Origin of the sequence: Haladaptatus sp. DYSN1 (assembly GCF_029489995.1) — an archaeon.
In the GTDB taxonomy this organism is placed as follows: domain Archaea; phylum Halobacteriota; class Halobacteria; order Halobacteriales; family Halococcaceae; genus QDMS2.
This window is the reverse complement of record NZ_CP120470.1, coordinates 1,120,844-1,138,560: the sequence shown is the minus strand read 5'-3', so window position 1 is coordinate 1,138,560 and position 17,717 is coordinate 1,120,844. Positions and strand designations below refer to the sequence as shown.

Genomic DNA, 17,717 nt, shown 5'->3' with positions numbered 1-17,717 from the left:
TGGGTTGTGCGGCCGGGGTAAAAGGTCAGTTGGCGGGCCGCGGCGTCCACTCACAAGCCGCACCAGTCGTGAGTCCCTTCTCCTCGATGTGAGCTGTGAGACAGGCGTAGTTACAGAACTGACCGGCTTCGACCCGCGTGCCACCGTCGAATTCCTCGACGAACACCGGGTCGTGGGCGTACACGTCTGCCCCGCAGTAGGTACACTGCTCACTCATATATTTCGATAGTTGTTCGAACGAGGAGACGTTTTCGCCGGTTAGGATGAACAGCGTTCACTCGCGCGTGCGCGGCCCTACTCGACCGAGAGGGTGAGCGTGCAGTCTGTGCCGGCTGCGAGCGCGGCCACGATATCGCGGTCCAGGTCCGCCGCGGCCTTGTCCGCACCGACCATCACGGTGCGGTCGTCCACGTACTCGCTCGTTCGGAAGACGAGGCTGCGGTCGTTCTCGAAGGTCATATCCGGGTGGCCCCGGCCCGTGACCGTTTCGGTCAGGTCGCCAACGTCGAGCGTTGCCGTGAGCGTCGCCTCGGCCGACTGGCACGCCTCAACGAAGGCGTCGTCGAAGTCGGCGGGGACGCGGTCGGCTTCGATGCCGAGGATGCAGTCGCCGGCGGGCGTGAGGAAGTCGTCGCTCGTGAGTTCGAACGTCGAAGAATGGAGCCCTGACACGTTCTCGTGCCCGTGGGCGTGTACAACTTCGTCCATGACCCCGCTTTTCGGCGGGACTATTTAGGCTACCTGCTGTCGGTCGCGGCGACTCCCTTACCGAACGACCGTCACCGTGACCGCACCGCACTCGCACTCGTAGGCGCGACGTTCGCCGACCTCGGTTCGCATCGAGAGCATGAGGCGGTCGTCGTGCAGCGTGCGACCGCACTCGGAGTTCTCGCAGGTGCAGGTGAGTTTCTCCAGCATACCTCAGGGATGGCACGCTACCACTGTTAAATCGACCCGTGCGCGGAGTGAAAGTGAAAGTACAGGAGAGCGTCACCGTCACTGGTGAGTTGAACGAAATTCAAAGCGTTTAGGTATCACTCGTATATGCTGGTCGTCCCTCACTACAAGATGAGGGGAGAGGGTGACCTCGATGACGCTCTACGGCTCGTTACGGGGGTAGCGAGTGGGACTACGATCCGCGGCCAGAGACGGACGCTGCGTTCGGGCTCGTTGGGGGCGGGCCCGTCGGTTCCGTTTTCTGGGTATATGAATACGCCGTACAGCGCAAGGGTTTGTTTAAATACTGAATTCGTGTCATGCCACACCGTAACGCATCCCCGTATAGCGATTGTTACGTGCTTGCATAGGTCGCAGGATGCACAACCTTTATAACGTCGCAGTGGGTATTACCGAGTACCAGAACGCCACCGGCGTTTGGCAGTACAGCACGCAGAATGACAGGGACAACGTGTTATCGGCTGCTTATCATCCCCACTGAGTGGCAACTGCCACGCGCCGGTGCGGTAATGGAATCGTGAGTTAACTATGGTACAAACGCTAGACCAGTCCAAAAACATCGAACTGACAGAAGACGACCTCGACACTGATTCTAAAGGCCAACTCATCAAACTCGCTGGCCAGCTCCGAGACCGACGAAACGAGCTGAACCAGATGGCCTCCGAACGCGCAAGCAAGCGCGACGAACTCAACGCGAAGACTCGTGAGGCCGTAGACAAGGCCCAGGAGCACCGCGAACAGCGTGACTCGCTGAACGAGCAGGTTCAGGAGCACAAGAAGCTCCGCAACGAGCTCAACGCGGAAGCAAACGAGCTGTTCGAGAAGGTCGAGTCGATGAAATCGGACCTCGAACTCGACAACGGCAAAGGCCTCGAGGAGCTCAAGAAGGAAATCGAGCAACTCGAATTCAAACAGCAGACCGAGGTTCTCTCGACCGAAGACGAGCGCGAACTCATCGAGAAAATCGAGAACAAGCGCGAGGAGTATCAGGGCCGCAAAGAGAAACTCGACGACAACGACAATCTCGAAGAACTCGTCGCCGAAGCAGAGGAAGTGCGCGCCGAGGCCAGCCAGCACCACCAGAAGGTGACGGAACTGGCAGACAAGGCCCAGCAGCACCACAACGAGATGATCGAGGCCTACCGCGAGGCCGATGACATCCGTGACAAAGCAGACGAGATGCACGAGAAGTTCGTCGAGGCCCAGGAAGCGGCCGACCAGCACCACAACGACTTCGTGCGCGTCCAGAAGCGCCTCCGCGAGATGGACAAGGCAGAGGAGAAAGAACGCCGCTCCGCCCGCGAGGAGAAGCGCGAGGAAGCCAAGGCAGAAGCCGAGGAAATCTATCAGCGCTTCAAGGACGGCGAGACCCTCGACACCGAGGACCTCATGAAGCTGCAGAAGACCGGGATGCTCTAAGTTCGGGAATCGCGTTTTTCGGTGCCGTTCACAACCCAGTGAGCCACAGCACTGTGTCGGCCTGACACGGAAAACTCCACAAGCGTGTCACCGGAAAAGCCACTAAAGGCTTTTCCCTGCGTGGGTCCCATCCCACGACATGGCAACAGATAGCGATGACCGACGCGGACAGGTCGGTCGCATCCTCGTTCTTCTCGTCGGCGCGGTCGTGGCGCTCCTCGTCGGCTGGTGGGCGTTCGTCGTCGTCCCCGGCGGGTCGCTCGGCGGCATCGTCGGCGTCCTCCTGACGATACTGACCGTCGTCCTCGGCATCCGTCTCGCCGGGCGGGTCGCCCAGTCGCGGTTTCCCGGTTACAACGTCGCGGAGGTGGCCGTCGAAGGGCCAATCAGCCGCGACGGCGGGGGGCGATTCCCCTCGACGCCAGGCGGGGCGCACGCAGACCAATTCGTAGACCAGATAGACGCCGCGAACGACGACCAGAACGTAAACGCGCTCATCGTGCGGCTGAACACGCCCGGCGGCGAGGTGGTTCCGAGCGACGACATTCGCCTCGCCGTCGAACGCTTCGAGGGGCCAACCGTTGCGTACGCGACCGACGTGTGTGCGAGCGGTGGCTACTGGATTGCCTCCGGCTGTGACGAACTCTGGGCGCGGGACGCGAGCATCGTCGGCTCCATCGGCGTCATCGGGTCGCGGGTGAACGCGACCGAGCTAGCCGACAAACTCGGTCTCTCCTACGAGCGGTTCGCCGCGGGGAAATTCAAGGACGCGGGCACGCCGCTCAAGGAACTCTCCGAGCCAGAACGCGAGTACCTCCAGGGTATCATCGACGACCTCTACGACCACTTCGTTTCGCGGGTGACCGCCGCACGCGACCTGACGGAGGCGGAGGTGCGAGCCACGGAGGCGAAGGTGTATCTCGGTGAGGAAGCCCTGAACCTCGGTCTCGTGGACGCACTCGGCACGCGCGACGACGTAGAAGACCGCGTCGCAGAACTGCTCGGCGTCGAATCCGTGTCGGTCGTCGAGTTCACACCCCAGCGCAGACTCGTCGAGCGGTTCAGCCTCAGCGCAGAGCGTATCGCCTACGCGGCGGGGGCAGGTGTCGGTCGCGTCCTCACGCAGGATGGCGAACAGGGCGAGATGAACATCCGGCTGTAGGCAGGTTTTTTATTCGACCGGCGTCTCGATTTTACCGTGACAACGCTGGTCGTCTGTGTCGACCGCGGCGACGTCATCCCGCAGACTGGAATCGAAACGCCAGTCTCGGGGTGGGAGTCCGTCGCGTCGCTGGTCACCGAAGTGGGAATCGCAGACCCCGAGGACAGCCATGTGAACTGTCTGCTCGAAGCCCTGCGAATCACCCGCGACCTACGTGATACGAACGAAGACGCCGTCGTCGCCGTCGTCTCCGGAACCGGTGACGCCGTCAACGCAGACCGTGCCGTCGCCCGACAGGTCGACCAGCTCATCGACCGTTACGACCCCGAATCCGCCGTCGTCGTCATCGACAGCACCGAGGACGAACGCCTCGTCCCTATCATCGAGAGTCGGGTACGCGTCGACGCCGTAGACCGCGTCGTGGTCCGGCAAGCCCGCGACCTCGAATCGACCTACTACCTGCTCAAACAGTTCCTCGCGGACGAAGAACTGCGCCAGACCATCCTCGTCCCCATCGGGGCGGCCCTGCTCGTCTTCCCGGTTCTCCTGATGCTCGCAGAGAGTCCGACCGTCGCCATCGCGGCCATCACGGCGGTCATCGGCATCTTCCTGCTCTACAAGGGGCTGGGCATCGACGACGCCATCTCCCGGGCGGCGAGCGGCGTCCGCGACGCGCTCTACTCGGGGCAGGTGTCCATCGTGACGTACGTCGTGGCCGCCGGTCTCGCGCTCGTCGGCGTGTTCGCGGGCGCAATCGGCGTCTCCAGCCTCGAAGCGACCGACGCCGTCTTCATCCTCGCGATGCAGTTCATCTTCGACAGCGTGCCGTGGCTCGCGATGGCCGCGCTCACCGCGAGTACGGGGCGACTCATCGACGAATCCATCCGCGAAGACGCGATTCGGTCGTCGTACATGAACCTCCCGTTCGGCGTGGTCGCCGTTGGCCTCGTCGTGCGGGGCTTTTCGGCCTACTTCCTCGAACGCGCCGGCATCATCGGCCAGTTCACCGTCCCGGACCTCCAGTTCGGCGCGGTTTCGGTCTCCGGGTTCACGCTCTCTACGGGGACGCGCCTCGCCGTGTTCGTCATCGGCGGCGTCCTAATCAGCCTCATCGGCGTCCGCCTCACCTCCTACGTGACCGGCGGCAGCCTCCGGGACGAACTGCCCGAATAAGTCCGCGGCGTGTAAATCCCCCCACCGCCAACCACGGGTATGGCAGACGACGCAGCCGGCACGTGGGTCAGCCTCTTCTCGGGCGGGAAGGATTCCTCGTGGGCGCTCTACCGGGCGCTCGAAGAGGGACTCCCCGTCTCCCATCTCCTCACGGTCCACCCCGAGGGAGATTCCTACATGTACCACGTCCCAGCGACGGACCTCGCCACCCTCGCCGCAGAGAGCATCGACATTCCACTCATCGACGTGCATCCGGGCCACCTTGGCGCAGAATCGGCCACCGAGTCGGGCGAGCAGGGCGACGCGGAGGTCGAACCGCTCGAGGCGGCGCTGCGCGAACTCATGGAAACCGAATCCATCGCGGGCGTAACCGCCGGAGCGATTCAATCTGAGTATCAGACGAGTCGCATTCAGGCGATGTGCGACCGCCTCGGCATCGACCTGTTCGCGCCGCTGTGGCAGCGCGACACCGACGAACTCGCGGCCGAAATGCTGGCTGCTGGCTTCGAAATCACAATCATCCAGGTCGCCGCCTACGGCTTAGACGAATCGTGGCTTGGTCGCACCCTCGACGAAGACGCGCTCGCCGAACTGCGCGAACTCAACGACGAGTACGGCGTCCACATCCTCGGAGAGGGCGGCGAGTTCGAGACGTTCGTCGTAGATGGGCCGCACATGGACCGACGCATCGCACTCGAATACGAGACCGAGTGGGAGGGCACACGGGGCCGCCTTCGGATCACGGACGCGACGCTCGAACCGAGTGCTGTGGAAAATCAGTGACCGTTCGTCAGGTGCGTGTGTGCGCCGATGAGCGCGCCGGCGAGGTCCACGTTCGCGACGTGGGTTTCCTCGTCGATGATGCACTCTCGGAGGTCGCAGTTCTCGATGGTCGCGTTCGGGAAAATGACCGACTGGTCTACATTCACGTTTTCGAGGGTCGCCCCCTCCATGATGAGGACGTTCTCGCCGAGCGTGACGTTGTCGAGCGACGCCGAGTCGGCCACGATGTTCTCGCCACCGAGTGACCACGCGATGGCTTCGAGGTAGCTTTCTGGCGTCCCGATGTCGTACCACGCGCCCTCGAAGGTGTAGGCGTTTACCTCCTGCCGGCTGAACAGCCACTGGATGAACCAGCCGGGTTCGTCGGGGTTGTTGCCGCCGTTTAGGTACTCCTCGAACAGCAATGCGTCCTGCGGGAAGGCGTAGCAGGCGATGGAGACGAGGGTGCTCTTTGGGTTGTCCGGCTTCTCCTGGAAGTCCACGATGACGTCGCCGTCTATGTCCACGAGGCCGTAGGATTTCGCGCGGTCGAGCGACCCCACGTCGTAGGCGGCGAGCACCGGATTTCGCTTCTCGTCGAAGAAGTCGATGAACTCGCTGACCTGGAAGGAGATGAGGTTGTCTCCCGCGATAACGAGCAGGTCGTCGTCGATGCCCTCGCGCTCTACCAGTTGGGCGAGCGCGCCGATGACGCCGAACTTCTCGTCTTCCTCGGTGGTTTCCTCGACGGAGAGACGCGGTTTTTCGTACGTACTTTCGTCTAAGTGCTGCTCGAAGTCCTCCGCGAACCGCTCGTTCGTGCTCACGTAGACGTGCTCGATGCGGTCGTCGGCTTCGAGTTGGTCGAATATCCGGTCGATAACCGTCTCTTCGCCGACCGGGAGAAACATCTTGGGCCGATGTTTGGTAATCGGCCAGAGACGCGTCGCATAGCCACCCGCCAGAACGACTGCTTGCATAGTTCGATAACTCAAAGCGAGTGGCTAAGACCTTTTTGCCTCAGGCTGGAAATTCAGGCCGATTGAAACACGAAAAAAGTGAACGACGAAGCGCGATTCGTCCGATAGCTGGCCAAAAATTGTATAAAAGCATCACACACCATAGCACGGACAGTTTCCGCCGCCAACAAGTAGTTGGTCGCCTGGCACGCACAGTCCTCCATGCGCGAAGCAGAGCAGACGACTCGACAGCGCATCGCCGAGTATCTTCGTGAGGAAACCGCGACCGCGAGCGAACTCGCCGTCGCGCTCGACCTCACTCCCCACGCCGTCGTCTCCCACATCGAACACGTCGCCAAAACGCTCGACGGCACCGGCGAGCAACTGCTCGTCGCCCCGCCGACGTGCAGAGAGTGTGGGTTCGACCGGTTCGACGACCCGGTAAACCTGCCCTCGCGGTGTCCAGAGTGCAAAAGCGAGAGCCTCGACCAACCCGCCTTCCGCGTCGAGGCGACCTAATTTCCGGTGAAGTCGATGCGCCCGCCCGAGGAGAGGTCGTACGCTCCCGACGGCCCGAGGTGTTCGAACTCGTAGCGGTCGTCGGTGAGGTACACTACGCCGTCCTCGACGGCCACCTCGACTTCGTTCAGGAACGCGCCCTCGCAGGGACCGAGGGTGCAGCGCCCTGTGTCGCCTTCGAAATATGCGCCGTGTTTCTCGCAGACGATTTCCCCGTTTCTGACGTACGCGCCGCTGCCCTTGTCGAGGCGCACGTCCGTCCAGTGTTGGCAGTAGTTTCGCCACGCGGCCACGCCGTCGGCCAGTTCGATGCAAATCACTTCGACTTTGTCGAAGCCCTCGCGGACGGTGAACAGGAGGGTGCTGTCCGTCGGAATCTCGTCGAGCGACGCGATGCGACTATCCTCGTCCATGGACCCGCTTGGGAACCGTCTGGTTCAACTGTTGTGGTTGAACACGAGTGAAACGGCAACCCTGCGACCAAGAACGATAGCCGACGGCAATGAACCGCACAGCCCTGCAGGCTTGCCTCAATCCTGGTAGTGGCGCTCTTCGACGTACTCCTTGAACACGAGCGAGAGGAGGTCGGTGACTGGACCGCCGCCGACCTGAATGCCGTCCACCGATTCGACGGGGCGCAGTTCCCACGTCGTGTTCGTGAGGAACGCCTCGTCCGCGCGGCGAAGCTGGTCGGGGGTGTAGGTTCCCTCTTCGACGGGGATTCCCTCCTCGCGGGCGAGTTTGAGTACAATGTCGCGGGTCACGCCGGGGAGTACCGGACCGGTCGTCGTCGGCGTGCGGAGGGCGTTGTCGACGACGAAGAAGACGTTGCTCGTCGCGCCCTCGGCGATGTTTCCGTCGGCGTCGCGGATGAGCGCCTCGTCGGCCTGGTAAGTGTCAGAGGCCGCCTTGCTGAGTTCGAGGCGGGCGAGAATTCCGTTCAGGTAGTTGTGCGTCTTCGCGTCCGCCGGAACCGCCTCGTTTGGAATCCGCCGGGTCTTCACCGTCTGGACGACCGCCGGGCGGTCCCAGACCGGGGTTCCCGCCGTCCCGCCGCGGGGGAGTTCCTTCACGATGACGACCACCGTCGGGTCAACTTCGGGCGCGGGCGTCAGTTTTCCCGGTTGGACGCCCCGCGAGATGGAGAGTTTGACGTAGGCGTCTTCGAGGTCGTTCGCGTCGAGCGTCTCCTGAATGCGGGTGAGCAGGTCGTCGTCCGTGAGCCCGTGGTCGAGCGAGAGCGTCTCGCAGGTGCGCCGCAGGCGGGCGGCGTGGGCCGACCACTCGAAGACGCTCCCGCCGTAGGCTCTGAGCGTCTCGAAGGCGGCGTCGCCGTACATGAATCCCCGGTCGCGCACCGAGACGGTTGCCTCCGCTTCCGGAACGAGGTCGCCGTTTACGTGGAAATACATTGGTTGACGAAGTTCTCGATGAGTTGTTTGCCCGCGTCGGTCAGGATGCTCTCAGGATGAAACTGGACGCCTTCGTGGGGTTTCTCGCGGTGGCGAACCCCCATCACGACGCCGTGTTCGTCCTCTGTGTACGCCGTCTCGATGAGCGTTTCGGGGAGGTCCTCTCGGCGGACGGCGAGCGAGTGGTATCGCCCCACTTTGAGCGGGTTCGGCAGGCCGCGGTAGATACCTTCGCCGTCGTGGACCATCTGGGAGGACTTGCCGTGAATGACCGCCGGGGCGTGGCCCACTGGTGCGCCGTTGGCCGCACAGAGTGCCTGATGGCCGAGACAGACGCCGAGCGTCGGATAGTCGAGGTCCGCGAAGATAGCCATCGAGATGCCCGCTTCCTCGGGCGTGCCTGGGCCGGGCGAGACGACGATGCCGTCCGGGTCGAGTTCACGAACGTCGGCGACAGAGAGGGCGTCGTTGCGCCGGACGAGGATGTCGGGGTGGAACTCGCCCACGAACTGAACGAGGTTGTAGGCGAACGAATCGTAGTTGTCGATGACGAGTATCACTCTTCGACCTCCATGTCACCCTGTGCGCCGAGCGCCTCGTCTAAGGCGGCGATGAGCGCCCGCCCCTTGTCGAGCGTCTCGTCGTACTCGGCGTCGGGGACCGAGTCGTGGACGATGCCCGCGCCGACGCGCAGGTAGTAGCGGTCTGCGTGTCGGACGAGCGTGCGGATGATGATGTTGAGCGTCGCCCGGCCGTCGAACCCGAACACACCCATCGACCCGGTGTAGGGTCCACGGCGGGTGGTTTCGACCTCGTCGATAATCTCCATTGTCCGGGGTTTTGGTGCGCCGGTTATCGTCCCGCCGGGGAAGACAGCGGCCACCGCGTCCGCGACCGTCACGTCCTCGCGAAGCGTGCCGCGGACGAGCGAGACGAGGTGCATCACGGCAGAGTAGCGGTCTACACGTCGGTACTCGCTGACCTCGACGGTCCCGTACTCGCACACTTTCCCGAGGTCGTTTCGCTCCAAGTCGACGAGCATCGCGTGTTCTGCGCGCTCCTTTTCGTCGCCGAGCAGGTCGGCTTCGAGGCGGGCGTCTTCCTCCTCCGTCTCTCCACGGGGTCGCGTCCCGGCAATCGGTTCCGTCGTCGCACGTCGGCCATCGACCGAGAGCAACAGTTCGGGACTGGCACTCACGAGGTCCACGCCGGGGAACTCCATGAGCCCTGAGTAGGGTGCGGGATTCACCCGTCTGAGCGCCGCGTAGGCCTCGACGGGGTGAACGGTTGCGGGCGCGGAGAGACGCTGTGAGATGTTCGTCTGGAACGTGTCGCCATCGCGAATGTACTGCTTTACGCGACGGACGCGCGCTGCGAACGTCTCGCGGTCGCAGTCGGATTCGAAGGTGACCGGCCCGGCCGTCGAAGTCGGAGACGGCACGGCCGGGTCACCCGAGAGCGCGGCAGTAGCCAGGTCAATCGCCCGCGCTTTGCCCGCCTCGTAGGCGGCGTCGATGTCGTCACCGACCTCGGGGCAGGCGGTAATGCGGAGGGTCACGTCGCCCTCGTGTGGTTCCTCCCACGAGGCCACACAGTCGTAAACGCCGACCTGTAATTGGGGCAGCCCCCGGTCGTCCGTGGTCGTCTCGGGGAGGCGTTCGAGTTCGCGGGCGAGATCGTAGGAGAGCCAGCCGATTGCCCCGCAGGGATAGGGGACGTCGCAGTCGCCGCGGACGAGTGTCTCGCGGTCGAGGCGCTCGGCGAGCGCGGTGAGTGATTCAGAGCCAGCCGCCGAGTAGCCAGAAACGTACGTTTCGAGGTGGTCCACCGGGTCGACCGCGAACAGGCCGAATCCCGATTGGCCACCCGTCGTTTCGAGAAAGACGCCGCAGGGGCCGTCGCGCGCGCGGCGGTAGGCGAGAAACGGGTCTGAAACCGTGACCTGCACCTCGACCGGCACGCGCCCGCCGGGAGGGGCGTCGCGTGCCGGTCCCCGGAACGAGGCCCTGTCGGTCACGACGGTTGGCCCAGTCATGCAGTCAGAAAGTCGGTGTGCGACTAACCCTCTTGTGGTTTGGTGCGTCTATACGCGGTGTTTGGCGCGCTCGATCCAGCGGCCGACGCGCTTTGGTGACACGTCGATTGCCTCGCCGATTTCCTTCGCATCCGCGGCCGCGAGGTCCGCAATCGAGCCGATACCGACCTCTTCGAGACGGTCTGCGTAGGCCGGGCCGATGCCCTTGATGACGGTGAGGGGTTCCTCCGTATCTCCACCCACGGGACCGACGGCCTCCGCTGGTTCTGCCGCGCCGACTTCCTCGTCGGCCTCGTCGGTCATCGTTTCCGTGGAGGCTGTCGCCTCGGTGTCGGTCGCCGCTGCGTCGGCTTCCTCGTCCGGTTCCGCGTCAGGCTCCACTTCCTCTACGGACGCGGTGGCGTCCTGCGTCGTCGTGTCGGCGGGTCCGACCGCCTCGGCCGGTTCTGCAGCGCCGGGCGTCTCGTCCGCCTCGTCAGTCAGCGATTCCGTAGATGCCGCAGCGTCGGTGTCACTCGAAACGGACGACGCTTGAGACTCCTCCTCGCTGTCCGAGATAGGAACCCCAACACCGTCGTTGCCGCGCCGTTCGGGGCGCGACTCGTTCATACCGAGCAACGATTTCAGCCAGTCAAACAGACCCATGTCATTCGATAGAAAGGCTTCGCACTTAAAGACGTTCACGTAACGCGGTATTCATCTCGGCGACAGGCGCGTCACGACCGGTCCACCGTTCGAAGGCTTCGACGCCTTGATAGAGCAACATCCACGCGCCGTCGACCGTCGTCGCCCCGACCGCCGCGGCGTCCCGGAGCAAGCGAGTTTCGAGCGGTCGATAGACAGCATCCAGAACCGCGAGGTCTGCGTGGAGCGCGTCGCGCGGGACGGGCGTCTCGTCGCTCTCCATGCCGACGCTCGTCGCGTTCACGAGCACGGACGCCGATTCGAGTAGCGCGGGAAGTTCAGAGAGCGCGTGGCCAGTCGCGTTCGGGACCACCGCCGCGAGGTCGTGGGCGGTCTGTTCGGTTCGGTTTGCGATGCGGACGGTCACCCCCTCGTCCGCGAGGCCGAACGCGACGGCCCGGCCCGCGCCGCCCGCGCCAACCACGACCGCTTCGCCCGACAGGTTTACGTCGTGGTCGCGCAGTGCCCGAACCGCGCCGACGGCGTCCGTGTTGTGGCCCGTCGGCGTCTCGCCCGAGAAGTCGATGGTGTTGACCGCGCCGATGCGCGCGGCGAGGTCGTCAGGTTCGACGAGTTCCAGAACGTCCTGTTTGAACGGAATCGTCACGTTGAGCCCTGCAATGCCGAGAGCGTCCGCGCCCCGAATCGCGGTTTCGAGGTCGCTCGGCGCTGGTTCGAAGGTGACGTAGCGCGCGTCCATTCCCAGCGCCGCGTAGCCTGCTTCGTGCATTGGCGGGGACAGCGAGTGCCCGACGGGGTTCCCGAGAAGTCCAAACACCTGCATGGCAGTGGCCACGCGGTAGGCCGGAATAAAACGGTCGCCTCGCGTCAGTTTCCGCCGGTCACGCTAAGTCCCAGAAACAGAACGTGGTAGACGAGCACGACGATGAACAGCAGGTAGAACGCGCCGCCAATGAGGAACGGCAGTGGCTTCATGTTGCCCTCGTTTACGGTTCTCGCGCGCAGGTACAGGAGGACGCCCGAGACGATGGCGAGGACTGCAGAGAAGGCGTTCAAGAAGCCAGCAGACCCCCACTCGAGCGAGAGATTCCACGAGGTGAACACGATGCCGAGCGTGACCGGGAGCGTCCCCTGAAACGCCATCGCGCCGGTGATGTTCCCGATGGCGAGCGTGTCCTTGTCCTGTGAAATCCAGATGATGCTGTTGAACTTCTCCGGGAGTTCGGTCGCGAGCGGTGCGAGCAGGAGAGCGACCACGGCCGCCGGAATGGTGAGGACCTCCTCTGAGAAGAACTCGACTTCTGTGACGAACAACTGCGCCCCCGCGACGATGAACACCAGCGCGAGGAAGGTCTGGACGAGAACGAGTTTCTTCGAGGGGTCGTCGCTGTAGTTTTTCGCGGCGTCGCCGATACCGGGGATGGGACCCCACCCGCGCTCGATGAACAAGCCAAGGTGGAGGTCGTCCAGGTCGCCACCCTCGATGAGTTCGCCGCTCTTGAGCGAGCGATAGACGTAGACGCCGTAAAGGACGAGCAACGAGGCAGCGATAGCCAGTTGAATCGGCCGCCAGCGGACGAGCGCGGCGGTGAACGCGAGCGTATAGCCGACGAGAAAGAAACTCAGGTCCCGGCGGGTCGAAACTTCGTTGAAGTGAAACTCCGGGCCGTACGACCGTCGCCGGGAGAAGTAGAGCACGCTCACGCCGATGAGGAACATCGCGATGGTCGCGAGCATGAACGGTGCGCCGAGAATCGCGCCGACGCCGACTTCGTCCGCGCCAGACGTGTCGCCGGTCGCGAGGCCGTGGACGATTGCGATGAGCGGTATCATCGTCTCAGGGAGCGCGGTTCCAACGGCCGCGAGGATGCTCCCAGTCGCGCTCTCGGAGACGCCGAGTCGATGGCCGAGCCACTCGACGCCGTTCGTGAACACTTCCGCACCGAGCAAGAGCAACAGAAACGATCCGAGCAAGAGAATCCCGTTTTCGAGTGCCCGCGACGAAATTGGGAGAGAGACTATTGCAGGATGCAGCGCCATTGTTCACCGTTTCTCGCTCGGTTTATTAAGCCGTTCTCTCCAACTCCGACGGCTTTTATTTCTCGCCCGCAGGACCAACGTGTGTGATTGGAATCGTCGTCAGCCGCGCCGACCACGCCTCCGTCCACATCGGCGAGCAGTTGCACGCGCTCGCAGACTGGACCGAATCGACCGACGAGCGCCGACCCGACGGGGCTGGCGGCGGAACCGTCTACCATACCGATGGGTTCGAACTTCGGGAGTTCGACGACCTGCACATCGAACTCGAAGACGCAGCGGCGGCCTTCGACGACCCCGACTACCTCGTGTTCACCTCCCGGCACGCGGGCGACACCGGCCCGCTTTTGACCGCCCACTTCACCGGGAACTTCGGACCTGCGGAGTACGGCGGCGTCGAGGGGGGGCTGGCCCGCGCCTGCCCGAACGCGCACAAGGCGGTCGTCGCGGCCCTCGCAGAGCACGCACCAGACGGCTACGACGTAGGCATGGAGTGTACCCACCACGGCCCCTCCGAAGTAGGCGTCCCGTCGATGTTCGTCGAACTCGGCAGCGGCGACGAACAATGGGAGGACGCAGAGGCCGCACGCGCCGTGGCCGAAGCGATTCTCAGCCTCGACGGCGTCCCGACCGACCGCGAGCGCCAACTCGTCGCGTTCGGCGGCGGCCACTACGTCCCGCGGCCGACGCGCATCGTCACGGAAACGGACTGGGCAGTCGGGCACATCGCCGCAGACTGGTGTCTCGCCGACATGGGAACCCCCGAACAAAACCGCGAGACGATTGCGCGCGCCTTCGAGCAAAGCAACGCCGCGCACGCCGTCGTGGACGGCGAGAAACCGGACCTCGTCGCGGTTATCGAGTCCCTCGGTTTCCGCGTCGTCAGCGAAAGATGGGTGCGCGAGACGGACGCCGTGGCGCTCGACGCGGTCAGCGCTCTCGAAACCGCGCTCTGTTCAGTGGACGACGGCCTCCGATTCGGCACCGCGCGCGAGGCGTGGACCGACGACTTCACTACTGTCTCGCTGCCCGCGGACCTCGTCCAGGAAGCGGAAGGTATCGACCGCGAGGCCGTTCGGACGGCCGCAGAATCGACACTGCTCGCGTTCACGACTGAGGAAGCGGGCACGCGCGTCGGCGCGCAGGCAGCCGTTTCCGACCCCGCGAACCGCCGCGAGTTCGTCGAAGCATTGGTGGCTGTTCTCCGACAGAAATACGACGAGGTGACGATTCAGGAGGACGCGGTCGTCGCCCAAATATCGACGTTCGACCCGTCGAAGGCAGAAACGCTCGGGATTCCCGAAGGGCCCGCATTTGGGAAGCTGGCAAGTGGGCAACCTGTCACAATTCGTGGTCGTGAGATACCACCCGCCGAAGTCCAGACGCGACGCGAACATCGGTTCGTCCTCTGATTTTGTCAGTCATTTTTTCGAGGGTAAATTACGTCTGACGTCAGTCAGACAAGAGGGGAAAAATAATTACCTCTCGTCTTGAACCACTCCGTATTACATGGACTCAATTATTGAGGACGCTATCGAGGAAGCCGAGCAAGACCGAGGCGAGGAGGCACCTCAGGGGGCACAGAATGGAGCGAACGGGCAGGGTATGAAGACGTCCGGGACGATGACCGACGAGGAGCTGCTCTCGGTCGTCGACGACCTGAAGACGGAGATTACGGTCGTTGGCTGCGGTGGCGCGGGGAGTAACACGGTGACGCGCATGGCCGAGGAGGGCATTCTCGGTGCGACACTCGTCGCCGCGAACACGGATGCCCAACACCTCGTCAACAACACGAAAGCGGACACCAAGATTCTCATCGGTCGGCAGCGCACCGGCGGCCGCGGTGCTGGCTCCGTTCCGAAAATCGGCGAAGAAGCCGCCCAGGAGGACATCGAGGACATCAACGAAGCCGTCACCGGGTCCGACATGGTGTTCATCACCGCTGGTCTCGGCGGCGGCACCGGGACCGGGTCTGCGCCCGTCGTCGCGCAGGCCGCTCAGGACGCGGGCGCGCTCACCATCGCCATCGTGACGATTCCGTTCACCGCAGAGGGTGAACGTCGCCGTGCGAACGCGGACGCCGGCTTAGAGCGCCTGCGCTCGGTCGCAGACACCGTCATCGTCATCCCGAACGACCGACTGCTCGACTACGCGCCGAACATGCCACTGCAGGACGCCTTCAAAATCTGTGACCGCGTGCTCATGCGCTCGGTCAAAGGCATGACCGAGCTCATCACCCGACCAGGGCTGGTCAACGTGGACTTCGCCGACGTTCGCACCATCATGGAGAACGGCGGCGTCGCCATGATTGGGCTCGGCGAGAGCGACACCGAAAGCAAGGCGAAAGACTCCGTGCGCTCTGCACTGCGCTCGCCACTGCTCGACGTCGAATTCAAGGGCGCGAACTCTGCGCTCGTCAACGTCGTTGGTGGTCCCGACATGAGCATCGAAGAGGCAGAGGGCGTCGTCGAAGAAATCTACGACCGCATCGACCCGGACGCCCGCATCATCTGGGGCGCGACGGTCAACGACGAATACGAGGGCAAGATGGAGACGATGATCGTCGTCACCGGCGTCGAATCACCGCAGATTTACGGCAAGAGCGAAGCAGAACGCGAAAAAGCCTCACAGCAGGTTCGCGACGACATCGATTTCGTCGAATAATCGCGAACGTCCCCCGTTTCTGTACAGTCTAGCGAACCTCATATAGCAGGGGTACCCAGTATCTACATGGACCACCCGCTGGCCGACATCGAGTTTCTGGCTCGTTCGAACAACCGGGTGGTAATCTTGGATACACTCGCGACGCGACCGTGTACCCGCGACGAACTGCGCGAGGCGACGGGTGCCTCGCGGGTCACCCTCGGACGAATTCTCGGCGACTTCACCGCTCGTGGGTGGATACGCCAGGAAGACGGCGAGTTCCGCGCGACGGCCATCGGCCGACTGGTCGCGACCCAGTTCAACCGACTCATCGCGACGATGGAGACAGCCGACAATCTTCACGACATCATCCAGTGGCTGCCGGCCGACGACTTCGATTTCCAGCTTACGTGTTTCAACGATGCGACCATCGTACGGCCCACGCAGAGCGACCCGCTCGCACCGGTCAGACGAGCCGCCGCCTACCTCCGACAGGCAGACTACGTCGAAGTACTCACCCACTCGGTGGCCGCGGAGAATCTCGAAGCGGACTGGCAGGCCGTCGTCAACGGAACCCAGCGGTTCGATGGCGTGCTCACGACGGCAGTCATCGAGACTATCCGTGCAGACCCGGTGCTCGCCACGCAGATGGCCGAGATGGTTGAGACGGGGAACGCGACCGTTCACAGGTACGAGGGCGACGTGCCGTACGTGGTCATGTTGGCGGACGAACTAACCCTGCTCGGTATTACCGACGACCAGCGAATGCCGCGGGCGCTCATCGTCACCGACGACGAGCAAGTACGGATGTGGGCAACCGAGATAATCGACGCATATCGCCAGACTGCGAGCGCGGTCACCCCCGAATTGTTCACCATCGGCGGGTGAGGCTGTAAGCAATAAATAGAAAAAGGCGGAGAGGTAACACCTCGGCATGGAAGTTCCGTTTAAGCTCTCGTCGTACACACGAGTGCTCAAGCTTGCGAGTACGCCATCGCGAGAGGAGTTCTCTCAGATTGCGAAGATCGCCGGTGCGGGCATCGTGTTGGTCGGTCTGCTCGGGTTCATTATCTTCGTAATCATGAGTTTCGTCCCAGGCGGTGCATAAGCGATGCCGATTTACGCCGTAAAGACGACCGCGAGCCAGGAACGGACGGTCGCAGACATGATTATCAACCGTGAAGAAGACGAGATTCACGCTGCGCTCGCTCCCGACTCCCTCACGAGCTATGTGATGGTCGAAGCCGACAACGACGCCGTCATCAAGCGCGTCTTAGAAGACATCCCACACGCCAGAACTATCGTCCCCGGGGAGAGTTCTATCGGCGAAGTAGAACACTTCCTCTCGCCGAAACCGGACGTCGAAGGGATTGCGGAGGGCGACATCGTCGAACTCATCGCCGGGCCGTTCAAGGGCGAGAAGGCACAGGTCCAGCGCATCGACGAAGGCAAAGACCAGGTGACGGTCGAACTCTACGAGGCAACCGTTCCGATTCCCGTGACCGTGCGCGGCGACCAGATTCGCGTCCTCGACTCAGAAGAGCGCTAGTCCGCCGCTCGTTTTCAGCCGTTCCAGCAATCGAGAAGCAACAGGAAGAGATTAACGTCAGGCAGGGTTGCCGGCCTGTTCGATACGCGCGAGCACTTCGTCTAAATCGACGGCCGATTCGATATCGTCGAGGACGCTCTCGCGGCGGCGAACGTTAGCCGCGTTCGCATCGTAGGCTCGGACGTATTCAGCCCGCGTGTGTTCTTCGAACGCGTGTTTGATGGCGAAGTAGCCATCTGGCAACGTCGTTCCACAAACCTGACAGGCGTGGTGGTCGTGGTCGGTAGCCTGATGGACAACCGCACTTTCTACGCGCTCAAACTGCTCGCCGCAGCCATCGATGGCGCACTCCCAAGGTGACATCCGTACAGAATTCATGGATATAGTGATATATACAGTTTCCTCCACTGTCGAGTAAATCAGAATCGATTAATCCCCTACCACC

Annotated in this window: 22 protein-coding genes; 10 read left to right on the top strand and 12 right to left on the bottom strand. The window is 63.1% G+C overall.

Annotation, left to right across the window (positions count from 1 at the left end):
- Positions 1 to 25: 25 nt before the first annotated feature.
- The 3 genes from P0648_RS06120 to P0648_RS06110 form a co-directional block, all read right to left on the bottom strand.
- Positions 26 to 217 carry a hypothetical protein gene (locus P0648_RS06120; RefSeq protein ID WP_277505640.1) on the bottom strand — a complete coding sequence of 64 codons (192 nt, stop codon included), beginning with the start codon at positions 215 to 217 and terminating at the stop codon, positions 26 to 28.
- 77 nt (positions 218 to 294) lie between these two features.
- Positions 295 to 708, bottom strand: a complete 414-nt coding sequence (locus tag P0648_RS06115) for a DUF371 domain-containing protein (RefSeq protein WP_277505639.1) — start codon at positions 706 to 708, stop codon at positions 295 to 297.
- Between the two features lie 57 nt (positions 709 to 765).
- Positions 766 to 918, bottom strand: a complete 153-nt coding sequence (locus P0648_RS06110; RefSeq protein WP_277505638.1) for a hypothetical protein — start codon at positions 916 to 918, stop codon at positions 766 to 768.
- 567 nt (positions 919 to 1,485) lie between these two features.
- Here P0648_RS06110 and P0648_RS06105 point away from each other — a divergent pair.
- The 4 genes from P0648_RS06105 to P0648_RS06090 all read left to right on the top strand — a co-directional run bounded on the left by P0648_RS06105 (position 1,486) and on the right by P0648_RS06090 (position 5,494).
- Complete coding sequence (locus P0648_RS06105; protein ID WP_276248156.1) at positions 1,486 to 2,376, top strand: coiled-coil protein; 891 nt, start codon at positions 1,486 to 1,488, stop codon at positions 2,374 to 2,376.
- Between the two features lie 139 nt (positions 2,377 to 2,515).
- The gene (sppA, locus tag P0648_RS06100; protein ID WP_277505637.1) at positions 2,516 to 3,538 is read left to right on the top strand and encodes a signal peptide peptidase SppA; all 1,023 of its coding nucleotides are present in this window, start codon (positions 2,516 to 2,518) and stop codon (positions 3,536 to 3,538) included.
- 36 nt (positions 3,539 to 3,574) lie between these two features.
- Positions 3,575 to 4,711 carry a DUF373 family protein gene (locus P0648_RS06095; RefSeq protein WP_276248158.1) on the top strand — a complete coding sequence of 379 codons (1,137 nt, stop codon included), beginning with the start codon at positions 3,575 to 3,577 and terminating at the stop codon, positions 4,709 to 4,711.
- Positions 4,712 to 4,750: 39 nt separating this feature from the next.
- Positions 4,751 to 5,494 carry a diphthine--ammonia ligase gene (locus P0648_RS06090; protein ID WP_276248159.1) on the top strand — a complete coding sequence of 248 codons (744 nt, stop codon included), beginning with the start codon at positions 4,751 to 4,753 and terminating at the stop codon, positions 5,492 to 5,494.
- Here the strand turns inward: P0648_RS06090 and P0648_RS06085 are convergent.
- On the bottom strand, positions 5,488 to 6,453 hold the full coding sequence (locus tag P0648_RS06085) for an NDP-sugar synthase (RefSeq protein ID WP_276248160.1): 966 nt from the start codon (positions 6,451 to 6,453) through the stop codon (positions 5,488 to 5,490). The genes P0648_RS06090 and P0648_RS06085 overlap by 7 nt on opposite strands.
- A 201-nt stretch (positions 6,454 to 6,654) precedes the next feature.
- On the opposite strand from P0648_RS06085, the gene P0648_RS06080 reads away from it, so the two are divergent.
- Positions 6,655 to 6,951: a transcriptional regulator gene (locus P0648_RS06080; protein ID WP_276248161.1), complete on the top strand. Its 297-nt coding sequence runs from the start codon at positions 6,655 to 6,657 to the stop codon at positions 6,949 to 6,951.
- Here the strand turns inward: P0648_RS06080 and P0648_RS06075 are convergent.
- The 7 genes from P0648_RS06075 to P0648_RS06045 all read right to left on the bottom strand — a co-directional run bounded on the left by P0648_RS06075 (position 6,948) and on the right by P0648_RS06045 (position 13,083).
- Complete coding sequence (locus P0648_RS06075; protein WP_276248162.1) at positions 6,948 to 7,364, bottom strand: Rieske 2Fe-2S domain-containing protein; 417 nt, start codon at positions 7,362 to 7,364, stop codon at positions 6,948 to 6,950. The two genes, P0648_RS06080 and P0648_RS06075, sit on opposite strands and share 4 nt — an antisense overlap.
- Before the next feature lie 117 nt (positions 7,365 to 7,481).
- The gene (locus P0648_RS06070; RefSeq protein WP_277505634.1) at positions 7,482 to 8,363 is read right to left on the bottom strand and encodes an aminotransferase class IV; all 882 of its coding nucleotides are present in this window, start codon (positions 8,361 to 8,363) and stop codon (positions 7,482 to 7,484) included.
- A complete protein-coding gene (locus P0648_RS06065; protein WP_276248164.1) occupies positions 8,348 to 8,923 on the bottom strand; it encodes an aminodeoxychorismate/anthranilate synthase component II in 576 nt (191 codons plus the stop codon). The genes P0648_RS06070 and P0648_RS06065 overlap by 16 nt, the downstream gene beginning before the upstream one ends.
- The gene (gene pabB / locus P0648_RS06060; RefSeq protein WP_277505633.1) at positions 8,920 to 10,398 is read right to left on the bottom strand and encodes an aminodeoxychorismate synthase, component I; all 1,479 of its coding nucleotides are present in this window, start codon (positions 10,396 to 10,398) and stop codon (positions 8,920 to 8,922) included. Before pabB ends, P0648_RS06065 begins: the two co-directional genes overlap by 4 nt.
- Positions 10,399 to 10,446: 48 nt before the next feature.
- Positions 10,447 to 11,043, bottom strand: a complete 597-nt coding sequence (locus P0648_RS06055) for a helix-hairpin-helix domain-containing protein (RefSeq protein ID WP_277505631.1) — start codon at positions 11,041 to 11,043, stop codon at positions 10,447 to 10,449.
- 25 nt (positions 11,044 to 11,068) lie between these two features.
- On the bottom strand, positions 11,069 to 11,866 hold the full coding sequence (locus P0648_RS06050) for a shikimate dehydrogenase (protein ID WP_276248167.1): 798 nt from the start codon (positions 11,864 to 11,866) through the stop codon (positions 11,069 to 11,071).
- 44 nt (positions 11,867 to 11,910) lie between these two features.
- Entirely contained in the window at positions 11,911 to 13,083 is a 1,173-nt protein-coding gene (locus tag P0648_RS06045; protein ID WP_277505629.1) for a sodium:calcium antiporter, read from the bottom strand.
- Positions 13,084 to 13,166: 83 nt separating this feature from the next.
- On the opposite strand from P0648_RS06045, the gene P0648_RS06040 reads away from it, so the two are divergent.
- The 5 genes from P0648_RS06040 (at position 13,167) to P0648_RS06020 (ending at position 17,272) form a co-directional block, all read left to right on the top strand.
- A complete protein-coding gene (locus P0648_RS06040; RefSeq protein ID WP_277505628.1) occupies positions 13,167 to 14,492 on the top strand; it encodes a D-aminoacyl-tRNA deacylase in 1,326 nt (441 codons plus the stop codon).
- 97 nt (positions 14,493 to 14,589) lie between these two features.
- The gene (ftsZ, locus tag P0648_RS06035) at positions 14,590 to 15,744 is read left to right on the top strand and encodes a cell division protein FtsZ (RefSeq protein WP_276248170.1); all 1,155 of its coding nucleotides are present in this window, start codon (positions 14,590 to 14,592) and stop codon (positions 15,742 to 15,744) included.
- A gap of 66 nt (positions 15,745 to 15,810) precedes the next feature.
- Positions 15,811 to 16,611 (top strand): winged helix-turn-helix domain-containing protein, encoded by an 801-nt coding sequence (locus P0648_RS06030; protein ID WP_277505627.1) that lies wholly within the window; start codon positions 15,811 to 15,813, stop codon positions 16,609 to 16,611.
- A 46-nt stretch (positions 16,612 to 16,657) separates the two neighbouring features.
- The gene (locus tag P0648_RS06025) at positions 16,658 to 16,831 is read left to right on the top strand and encodes a protein translocase SEC61 complex subunit gamma (RefSeq protein ID WP_276248172.1); all 174 of its coding nucleotides are present in this window, start codon (positions 16,658 to 16,660) and stop codon (positions 16,829 to 16,831) included.
- A gap of 3 nt (positions 16,832 to 16,834) precedes the next feature.
- Positions 16,835 to 17,272 (top strand): transcription elongation factor Spt5, encoded by a 438-nt coding sequence (locus P0648_RS06020; RefSeq protein ID WP_276248173.1) that lies wholly within the window; start codon positions 16,835 to 16,837, stop codon positions 17,270 to 17,272.
- Between the two features lie 57 nt (positions 17,273 to 17,329).
- Here the strand turns inward: P0648_RS06020 and P0648_RS06015 are convergent, their stop codons facing one another.
- Positions 17,330 to 17,635 (bottom strand): hypothetical protein, encoded by a 306-nt coding sequence (locus tag P0648_RS06015; protein WP_277505620.1) that lies wholly within the window; start codon positions 17,633 to 17,635, stop codon positions 17,330 to 17,332.
- Positions 17,636 to 17,717 lie beyond the last annotated feature (82 nt).

Coding starts and splice junctions, on each gene's coding strand:
- P0648_RS06120 (WP_277505640.1), bottom strand. CDS start 217: ATGAGTGAGCAGTGTACCTACTGCGGGGCAGACGTGTACGCCCACGAC.
- P0648_RS06115 (WP_277505639.1), bottom strand. CDS start 708: ATGGACGAAGTTGTACACGCCCACGGGCACGAGAACGTGTCAGGGCTC.
- P0648_RS06110 (WP_277505638.1), bottom strand. CDS start 918: ATGCTGGAGAAACTCACCTGCACCTGCGAGAACTCCGAGTGCGGTCGC.
- P0648_RS06105 (WP_276248156.1), top strand. CDS start 1,486: ATGGTACAAACGCTAGACCAGTCCAAAAACATCGAACTGACAGAAGAC.
- sppA (WP_277505637.1), top strand. CDS start 2,516: ATGGCAACAGATAGCGATGACCGACGCGGACAGGTCGGTCGCATCCTC.
- P0648_RS06090 (WP_276248159.1), top strand. CDS start 4,751: ATGGCAGACGACGCAGCCGGCACGTGGGTCAGCCTCTTCTCGGGCGGG.
- P0648_RS06085 (WP_276248160.1), bottom strand. CDS start 6,453: ATGCAAGCAGTCGTTCTGGCGGGTGGCTATGCGACGCGTCTCTGGCCG.
- P0648_RS06080 (WP_276248161.1), top strand. CDS start 6,655: ATGCGCGAAGCAGAGCAGACGACTCGACAGCGCATCGCCGAGTATCTT.
- P0648_RS06075 (WP_276248162.1), bottom strand. CDS start 7,364: ATGGACGAGGATAGTCGCATCGCGTCGCTCGACGAGATTCCGACGGAC.
- P0648_RS06070 (WP_277505634.1), bottom strand. CDS start 8,363: ATGTATTTCCACGTAAACGGCGACCTCGTTCCGGAAGCGGAGGCAACC.
- pabB (WP_277505633.1), bottom strand. CDS start 10,398: ATGACTGGGCCAACCGTCGTGACCGACAGGGCCTCGTTCCGGGGACCG.
- P0648_RS06055 (WP_277505631.1), bottom strand. CDS start 11,043: ATGGGTCTGTTTGACTGGCTGAAATCGTTGCTCGGTATGAACGAGTCG.
- P0648_RS06050 (WP_276248167.1), bottom strand. CDS start 11,866: ATGCAGGTGTTTGGACTTCTCGGGAACCCCGTCGGGCACTCGCTGTCC.
- P0648_RS06045 (WP_277505629.1), bottom strand. CDS start 13,083: ATGGCGCTGCATCCTGCAATAGTCTCTCTCCCAATTTCGTCGCGGGCA.
- ftsZ (WP_276248170.1), top strand. CDS start 14,590: ATGGACTCAATTATTGAGGACGCTATCGAGGAAGCCGAGCAAGACCGA.
- P0648_RS06030 (WP_277505627.1), top strand. CDS start 15,811: ATGGACCACCCGCTGGCCGACATCGAGTTTCTGGCTCGTTCGAACAAC.
- P0648_RS06025 (WP_276248172.1), top strand. CDS start 16,658: ATGGAAGTTCCGTTTAAGCTCTCGTCGTACACACGAGTGCTCAAGCTT.
- P0648_RS06020 (WP_276248173.1), top strand. CDS start 16,835: ATGCCGATTTACGCCGTAAAGACGACCGCGAGCCAGGAACGGACGGTC.
- P0648_RS06015 (WP_277505620.1), bottom strand. CDS start 17,635: ATGTCACCTTGGGAGTGCGCCATCGATGGCTGCGGCGAGCAGTTTGAG.